Raw genomic sequence first — 8,457 nt, 5'->3', positions numbered from 1 at the left:
TCAACACTGCCAGTGTTGCGCTCTCCCAGCTGAGCTATAGCCCCTCAAGCTGATGAGCGCGTATTATATAGAACTCATCGAAACGGTCAAGACTTTTTTAACAAAATTGCCATATTTTTTAACCGCTCCGATACGCGCACATTTCATGGTTTACGCCTGCTGCTTACGCATTTCGATGGCCTGTAACGCTAAGTCTATACGGGCAATACATTTTTCCTGCCCGATCAACTCTGCGGTGGCATCAATTGATGGCGATTGACCACCGCCGGTAATGGCAACACGCAATGGCATCCCTACCTTGCCCATGCCCACATCCAACTCAGAGGCAGCTTCCTGAATGGCGGCATGAATCGCTTCCGCTTGCCATTCCGGCAGCGCCGCAAACTTCTGTTGCACCAAACGCAAGGGGGCTTCCGCCACCGGGCGAAGGTGTTTTTTGGCCGCGTCGGCATCGAACTCGGTGAAGTCCTGATAGAAATAGGTCGCGCCCTCTGCCATTTCAATCAAGGTGCGAGCGCGCTCACGCAGCAAGTCGGCCACTTTCGCCAATGCTGGGCCTTGCGATAGGTCCAAGCCCTTCTGTTGCATAAACGGCGTCAAATGCGTCACCAAATGATCGATGTCGGTGGTTTGAATGTGCTGCTGGTTAATCCACAGCAGTTTTTCGGCATTAAAGGTGGAAGGCGAAGAATTCACGCTTTCCAGATTGAACAATTCCACCATCTGCGCCATGGTAAAAATTTCCTGATCTTTATAAGACCAGCCCAAACGCACCAAATAGTTCAACAGGGCTTCCGGCAAAAAGCCTTCTTCTTTATATTGCAGAACCGACACCGCGCCGTGACGCTTTGATAAACGACTGCCGTCTTCGCCCAGCACCATCGGAATATGCGCGAACTTCGGCACTTCCGCGCCCAAGGCTTTATAGAGGTTGATTTGTCTTGGGGTGTTGTTGACGTGGTCGTCACCGCGAATGACGTGCGTCATACCCATATCCCAGTCATCCACCACCACCGTTAGATTGTAAGTCGGCGTGCCGTCGGAGCGGGCGATAATCAAATCGTCCAGTTCTTTATTAGCCACCACAATTTTGCCTTTCACCAAGTCGTCTATGACCACTTCCCCGTCGGTCGGGTTTTTAAAGCGCACCACTGGCTTGACCCCCTCCGGCGGTGTGCCGGTAAAGCAACGGTAACGGCCATCGTAACGCGGCTTTTCGCCACGGGCTTTTTGTTGCTCACGCATTTCGTCCAGCTCTTCGGGTGACGCATAGCAGTAATACGCCAAGTCGCGGTCCAACAAATCCTGAATGACGGCTTTATAACGATCAAAACGCTCGGTCTGATAAATCGGCCCTTCGTCGTAATCCAGCCCAAGCCATGCCATACCGTCTAAAATCGCCTGGACGGATTCCTGAGTGGAGCGCTCCAAATCGGTATCTTCGATACGCAGGATGAACTGTCCCTTATTTTGTCTGGCATAGAGCCATGAAAACAAAGCGGTACGCACGCCGCCTATGTGTAAATAACCGGTTGGGCTGGGAGCAAAACGCGTTTTAATCACAAAAATCTCCTAGAATTGTGTTCAATGAAGGAATCGCACAGGTCCGCTTCGATGGGCGGAGGGTTTAGCATTCTAATTCGTGGCGCTCATTATAAAGCAATGCGGTTGGCCACGCGGCTGAATTCAGGGTTTCCATTTAAAGCCTCAGACATTATACTGACCCCACATCCATCACGCATTTCACCAGGCCTGGAGGAAATTGCCATGCGCACCACTCGAACACTTTTTGTCACCACATCCGTTGTGTTATCCGTTGCTGTCATCGCCGCGTCCAGCGCTTGGCCTGCCGCCGCTTACCTGTGGTTACTGTTACTCCCCTTTATTGCCCTCGGCAGCTACGATATGTTGCAGAAAAAACACACGATTCTCAGGCTCTACCCGATTCTGGGACACATACGCTTTATCTTCGAGTCCATTCGACCGGAGATTCAGCAATACTTTGTCGAAAACGACACAGACGGCAAACCCGTCTGCCGCGAATTCCGCTCACTGATTTACCAACGCGCCAAAGGCGTTATCGACACCCGCCCCTTCGGCACGGTGTTCGATACCAATCGCATTGGCTACGAGTGGATTAAACATTCTTTGAAACCGCAGAAAATTTCCGACGTCGAAGGCCGCGTTCTCGTCGGCGGCAAACACTGCTCACACCCCTACAAAGCCTCACACCTCAACATTTCCGCCATGAGTTTTGGTGCCTTGAGCCAGCACGCCATTATTGCCCTTAATCGCGCGGCGAAAATGGGCGGTTTCTATCACAACACTGGCGAAGGCGGCCTGACCGACTACCATCTTCAGGAAGGCGGCGATCTGGTGTGGCAGATTGGCACCGGCTATTTTTCCTGCCGCACCCACGACGGTGCCTTTGACCGAACCGTGTTTACCGAAAAAGCCCAGCACGAAGCGGTAAAAATGATCGAAGTCAAACTGTCCCAAGGAGCGAAACCGGCACACGGCGGCGTCCTCCCCGCCGACAAAGTCACACCGGAAATCGCCAAAATCCGCATTGTGCCTGAAGGTCAGGACGTGATTTCACCGCCCACGCACACGGCCTTCAGCACACCGGTCGGTCTGTTACAGTTCGTAACCGAGCTGCGCCAGCTTTCCGGCGGCAAACCGGTTGGCTTCAAGCTGTGCATCGGCGAGCCGAGTGAATTCATCGCCATCTGCAAAGCCATGATCGAAACCGGGCTGGCACCGGACTTCATTACCGTGGACGGCGCCGAAGGCGGCACCGGTGCGGCTCCGGTCGAGTTTACCAATTCCGTCGGCACACCCTTGCGCGAAGGCTTGCATCTGGTTCACACCTGCCTGGTCGGCTTCGGACTGCGTGACAACATTCGCATCATTGCCTCCGGCAAATCCTTTTCCGCTGCCCACCTGCTCGGCTTATTGGCGCTGGGCGCCGACATGGTCAACTCGGCGCGCGGCATGATGTTTGCCCTAGGCTGCGTACAGTCGCGCAGCTGCCATAACAACACCTGCCCAACCGGCGTGGCCACTCAGGATCCGAGCCGTTACAAGCATTTAGACATTGACGATAAAAGCCAACGGGTTGCCCGCTATCAAGCCTCGGTGATTCATAACCTCAAACACCTCACCGCCGCCACCGGACTGACTCGCCCCAGCGATGTCTCGCCCAAGCAAATCCTTCGCCGCGTCAGCGCCACCGAAAATCGCAGCTATGCCGACATTTTTCCGGCACTGGCCGACGGCTGTCTATTGCAAGAGGGCACGGTTCCAGCACACCTGCTGGAAGCCTGGCAAGCAGCAACCCCGCACCAGTGGTAGAATACACGGCTTTACTAAGGAACACGCTTGCATGTCGAATATCTGTTATCGAATCACGCCGTTAAACCCGTTCGCCCACCTGTTTCAAGTAACGCTTACAGTGGCGCGTCCGAATCCCGGTGGTCAGTCGTTCAGTCTGCCAAACTGGATTCCCGGTAGCTATCTGATTCGAGACTTCTCCAAACATCTGATCGATCTCCAAGCCGAAACGGAAAACGGCACCCCTTTATCCGTTACGCCAGTGGAAAAGTCCCACTGGCAGGTCGCGCCGCACCAAGGATCGATTCGCATTCAATATCAGGTCTACGCTTGGGATTTATCGGTTCGCGGTGCGCATTTCGACCAAACCCACGCTTTTTTCAACGGCACCTCAGTGTTTCTGGCGGTGGATGGCCAACGTGACCAGGCCTGTTCGGTGGAAATCGTTCCGTCGCCCTTTTCGCAGACGGAAAACTGGCAGGTGGCCACGACCTTACCGGTCGAAAACGTGGATGCCGACGGCTTCGGGCGCTACCGCGCCGACGACTACCTGTCCCTCATCGATTATCCGGTGGAAATGGGACGCTTTCATTTGCTGGAATTCGACGCCTGCGGCATTCCGCACCAAATTGCTTTTACTGGCAAAATTGAATTCCATTGCATCGACAAAAAACAACTGCTGGACGATTTAACCCGCATCTGCGAAACCGAGCTGAAATTGTTTGGTCAGCCCTATCCGATTGAACGCTACCTATTCCAGGTCACCGTCACCGAAAAGGACTACGGCGGTTTGGAACACCGCGATTCCACCGCGCTCATCTGCGCGCGCAGTGACTTGCCGTACTTGAACGACGATTTAAACAACGAAAAACGCAGCGACGGTTACATTCAGTTTCTGGAACTCTGCTCGCACGAATATTTCCACACCTGGAACGTCAAACGCATCCAGCCGGAAATTTATCAAACCGCGTCATTGAAGGAGCCGGTTTACACCAATCAACTCTGGTGGTTTGAAGGCATCACTTCGTTCTACGATGCCCAGATTCTGCACCGCGCCGGCATTCTCGATCACGACAGCTATTTGAACCAGCTCGCCAAAGAAATGACCCGCGTGTATCGCATGCCGGGGCGTTTCAAACAATCCGTGGCGGAATCCAGCTACTTGACCTGGACCAAGTTCTACCAGCAGGATGAAAACGCTCCCAATGCGATTGTCAGTTATTACACCAAAGGCAGTTTGATTGCGCTCGGGCTGGATTTGACCATCCGTGCCGAAACCCAAAACGCCAAATCGTTGGACGACGTGTTGCTGACCTTATGGCGCGAATACGGTGCCACCGGAAAAGGCTTGCAGGAAGGTGAAATCGAATCCATTTGTGAACGTGCCTCCGGTTTGGATTTAAAAGACTTTTTCCAACGTTATCTGTTCGGCACCGAAGACCTGCCGTTTGACAGCCTGTTCGCCCAATTCGGCATCGACTTCACCTTGCGCCCGGCCACCCATGCCACAGACTCTGGCGGCAAAACCGAGCAAAAAAGCTTCCCGCCGCAGTTGGGCGCCAACCTCGTCGAGTCCGAACACCAAACCGTGAAACTGACCCATGTGTGGAACGACCAAAGCGCAGGCCTAGCCGGTTTGGCCGCGGGTGACGAAATCATCGCCCTGAACGGTTTCAAAATGGCCTCAGTCCAAGCACTGGAAACTTATCTGGCGCGTCACAACATCGGAGACGACATCCACTGTCACTATTTCCGCCGCGACGAATTGTATGAAACCGTGCTCCATTTGCATCCGACACCCTGCGACCGAGTGCAGCTGACGTTTTTGGAAGCGTCCGCCAATGCCAAGCCTGAAAAGAGGTTAAAATGGATTCAAAAATAAACAGGCAACTGCATGATTTAGAGGCTAAAACACAGCATTTGGAAGTGACGTCGGCGTATCAGGAAGACGCCATCGAACACCTTAACCAGACACTGGGCAAACAACATCAGGAAATACAGACTTTGCAACGGCAGGTTCAGGTATTATCCAACTTTATTAAACAACTGAAACACGAGATCGGCGGTGACGCCATTAAACGCCCCAGCGAAGAAGTCCCGCCACCGCACTACTGACAAGGATAAAAGCATGATTCAAATCAAGACTCAAAACAAAATTCAAAACCAAAGCCGAAACACATCCACACTGGCCTTGCCATTCGCCGTCCTCATCGGACTGTTTGCCATGGCACCCACGCACGCAGTGGACTATGGCCAGCTGGTGGACTCCGTCGATAAACAAAAAGCCACCGAATCGGTGGACACGCAAAAAGCCAAAGAAGCGGTGAGCGGCGACGGCATTGACTATCAAAAAGCCTACGAATCCGTGGACAAACAAAAAGCCTATGATTCGGTTGACAAAGAAAAAGTCAAATCCGCACTGGGCATGTGATCCCCAAGCGGCCATTTCGCCAGGTCTGGTTGTTTTCAAGCGATCGGCTTATTTCACCAGGCCTGGTTATTTTCACCCAATCCGGTCAAGCTTCAGTCCCGCTCGGAAACGGTCAGCGCATTGTTCAAATAGTCCGACACCGCCTGAGAATCGCCACTGAAATCCACCTTGCGCTGTTTTTTACGAATTTGATAATCGTACATCGGATCGTAATACTCGGTTAACAGCACCTCGATCCACGCATAATGCCCGTCCAGAACCCCTTGCTGCCGCTGTTGCTGGCAGGCCTGGTCAAAATACGTCAGCACCCGCTGGTATCGCTCGCCCCCCAAACGCTTGCGAATGCGCTCAAAGGCGTGAGTCATAAACTGCGCCCAATCGTCAAACTGAGCGTATTCCGCCTGAGCCTGCACCACATATTCTTCGTGCGTAATCGCCAAACGCGCCTCCAGCGTGGCCTCCAGCACCACATGCCCGCCGGACTTGAAAAAATCGAACACTCCTTTCGGAATCGAAACCGAACCGATATTCGCCGCTTCGTCTTCCAACACCAAAGTGTTGTAATTCTGCGACTGAAAGCGCATCAGCGCCATGGCCAGCGCATTTTCAAAATTAATCTGCGTTGGCTGCGGACTGACGTGACGGCCAAAGGCCGAGCCGCGATGATTGGCCAGCCCTTCCAAATCCACCTGATTTCGCAAACGCTTGAGCAACAGCGTTTTGCCGCAACCGGTGCGTCCGGCCAGCACTTGCGGACGAATGCCCGCCTGCTGAAATGCCTGCGGCACAGCCTCCAGAAAATCAATTAGATAACGCCGAAAAGCCTTATAACCGCCTTTCAAGCGTGGGAGGGTGTAACCACTGTCGGCCAGCCATTGCTGGGCGATTTTGGAGCGCATACCGCCGCGAAAACAGTAGAGCATCGCCGTCGGATGCGCATTCATAAACGCCTGCCAAGCCGCCAGCCTGGGCGCACGGGTCGCCTGATTCACCAACCGATGCCCCAGTTTGACCGCCTGTTCGTGCCCCTGCTGTTGGTAACACCTGCCCACCGCTTCACGCTCGGCATCGTTCATCAGCGGTAAATTTGTCGCCATTTCAAACGCACCCTGCGCAAATTCAACCGGTGCACGCACATCCATCAGTGGAACCTCATCCAAAACAATTCGTTTGAAATCATCATATTGTGGAAGATTTTCCTGAAACTGCGTTAACACCTCGTCCGCCGAACCCGCCGATACGCCATCCAACCCCATTAAATCACCTCGACACGATGTGTTTGCGCCGCCGCTTCAAGCGTTCGCCCCAGCGCCTGCAATGACAGGCCATGTGACTGAGCCACCGCCTGAAACGATTCGACGGCATCGAACTTTATCGCCACCAGCAAGCCGCCGGAGGTTTGCGGATCGCACAAAATCGCTTGCTGTTCCGGCGTTAAATCCGACCCGAACAAGCCGCTGGCTTTATGACCAAAACTTTCAAAATTCCGTTTGGAACCGCCGGGAATGCAGCCCTGTGCCAGATACTCATGCACATAAGGCAGCACCGGCACCTGAGCAAAATCGAGTTGCGCCGCGATGTCGCTGCCCTCGCACAACTCAATCAAATGCCCCAGCAAACCAAAGCCGGTGACATCGGTCATGGCGGTCACACCGTCCAGCTGTGCCAGCTCGGTGCCAATGCGGTTCAGCGTGCTCATGGCGTCAATCGCCACCTGCAATTGTGCCGGCTGAATCTTCTGCTGCTTTTGCGCGGTGGTCAAAATGCCAATGCCGATGGGTTTGGTCAGAAACAAGGCACAGCCCGCTTCAGCGGAAGCATTGCGCTTTAAAAAACGATTTTCCACCAGGCCTGTTACCGCCAACCCAAAAATCGGCTCCGGCGCGTCAATGGAATGCCCGCCCGCCAACGGTATCCCCGCGGCCTTGCAAGTGGCACGACCGCCCTCAATCACCTCTCGCCCCACTTCCGCAGGCAAGGTGTCAATCGGCCAACCGAAAATGGCAATCGCCATCAGCGGCTGACCGCCCATGGCGTAAATGTCACTGATGGCATTGGTGGCGGCGATCTGCCCGAAGGTGAAAGGGTCATCCACAATCGGCATAAAAAAATCGGTGGTGCTCAACACCGAGGTGCCATTGCCTAAATCATAGGCGGCGGCATCATCGCGCGTGTCGTTGCCCACCAACAGGTTCGGAAAAAACGCTTGGTTGGAACGGGTTTCCAGCAGGGTTTCCAACAGCTTTGGCGAAATTTTGCAGCCGCAACCGGCACCGTGGCTGTATTGCGTGAGCTGAATGCTAGAAGGGTTTGGGTGGGCACTGGCGGTCATAACGTCAACTTTTTAAAATAAAAGAAGCATTTTAACCCGAAAGGTGATCTTGACCGAAGGTTTCATAGCCTGTGAACGGTTTAAGCTCACGAGAAAAGAAAACAGGCGTTTATTGAACAAACGCCTGAAACGCTTGGCTCAAACGCAGCAAAGCTTACAAAGAAGCGTTGGCCAAAGCGATTGAGAAAGAACTCAAAAAGGTGATTGGCAGAATGGACGAAATAAAGGCCACTTCAAACAAACCGTGGAAAGATGACCCTTTTTTGGCGATGGATTTTAATTCGCTGCGACTTTTCATAAACTGTCTCCTGATTAATGATAAAAATAATTATTAGCTCATAAGCTTTGTTTATGATTATAG

Annotated in this window: 8 protein-coding genes; 4 read left to right on the top strand and 4 right to left on the bottom strand. The window is 53.2% G+C overall.

Annotated elements, in window-relative coordinates; genetic code table 11:
* Positions 1-150: 150 nt before the first annotated feature.
* On the bottom strand, positions 151-1,563 hold the full coding sequence (gltX, locus tag ACP5D0_RS09020; RefSeq protein ID WP_472365409.1) for a glutamate--tRNA ligase: 1,413 nt from the start codon (positions 1,561-1,563) through the stop codon (positions 151-153).
* A 204-nt stretch (positions 1,564-1,767) separates the two neighbouring features.
* Between gltX and ACP5D0_RS09015 the strand changes: the two genes are divergently transcribed.
* From ACP5D0_RS09015 to ACP5D0_RS09000, 4 genes are read left to right on the top strand one after another with little or no spacing between them, the layout of a single operon-like run.
* Entirely contained in the window at positions 1,768-3,354 is a 1,587-nt protein-coding gene (locus ACP5D0_RS09015) for an FMN-binding glutamate synthase family protein (protein ID WP_472365408.1), read from the top strand.
* Between the two features lie 31 nt (positions 3,355-3,385).
* Positions 3,386-5,215, top strand: coding sequence for a M61 family metallopeptidase (locus ACP5D0_RS09010; protein WP_472365407.1), 1,830 nt, complete (start codon positions 3,386-3,388; stop codon positions 5,213-5,215).
* Positions 5,200-5,448, top strand: a complete 249-nt coding sequence (locus tag ACP5D0_RS09005) for a SlyX family protein (protein ID WP_472365405.1) — start codon at positions 5,200-5,202, stop codon at positions 5,446-5,448. Before ACP5D0_RS09010 ends, ACP5D0_RS09005 begins: the two co-directional genes overlap by 16 nt.
* Before the next feature lie 13 nt (positions 5,449-5,461).
* Complete coding sequence (locus tag ACP5D0_RS09000) at positions 5,462-5,764, top strand: hypothetical protein (RefSeq protein ID WP_472365404.1); 303 nt, start codon at positions 5,462-5,464, stop codon at positions 5,762-5,764.
* Positions 5,765-5,856: 92 nt separating this feature from the next.
* Here ACP5D0_RS09000 and mnmH read toward each other — a convergent pair whose 3' ends face one another.
* From mnmH to ACP5D0_RS08985, 3 genes are all read right to left on the bottom strand, one after another.
* On the bottom strand, positions 5,857-7,020 hold the full coding sequence (gene mnmH / locus ACP5D0_RS08995; RefSeq protein ID WP_472365402.1) for a tRNA 2-selenouridine(34) synthase MnmH: 1,164 nt from the start codon (positions 7,018-7,020) through the stop codon (positions 5,857-5,859).
* A complete protein-coding gene (gene selD, locus ACP5D0_RS08990) occupies positions 7,020-8,096 on the bottom strand; it encodes a selenide, water dikinase SelD (protein WP_472365401.1) in 1,077 nt (358 codons plus the stop codon). The genes mnmH and selD overlap by 1 nt, the downstream gene beginning before the upstream one ends.
* A gap of 154 nt (positions 8,097-8,250) precedes the next feature.
* Positions 8,251-8,394, bottom strand: coding sequence for a hypothetical protein (locus ACP5D0_RS08985; protein ID WP_472365399.1), 144 nt, complete (start codon positions 8,392-8,394; stop codon positions 8,251-8,253).
* Positions 8,395-8,457: the final 63 nt, after the last annotated feature.

The sequence above is a fragment of the Hydrogenovibrio sp. genome (assembly GCF_049975065.1).
Lineage (GTDB): Bacteria > Pseudomonadota > Gammaproteobacteria > Thiomicrospirales > Thiomicrospiraceae > Hydrogenovibrio.
The sequence above is the reverse complement of the archived record's forward strand: the minus strand, read 5'-3'. Positions and strand labels throughout refer to the sequence as shown.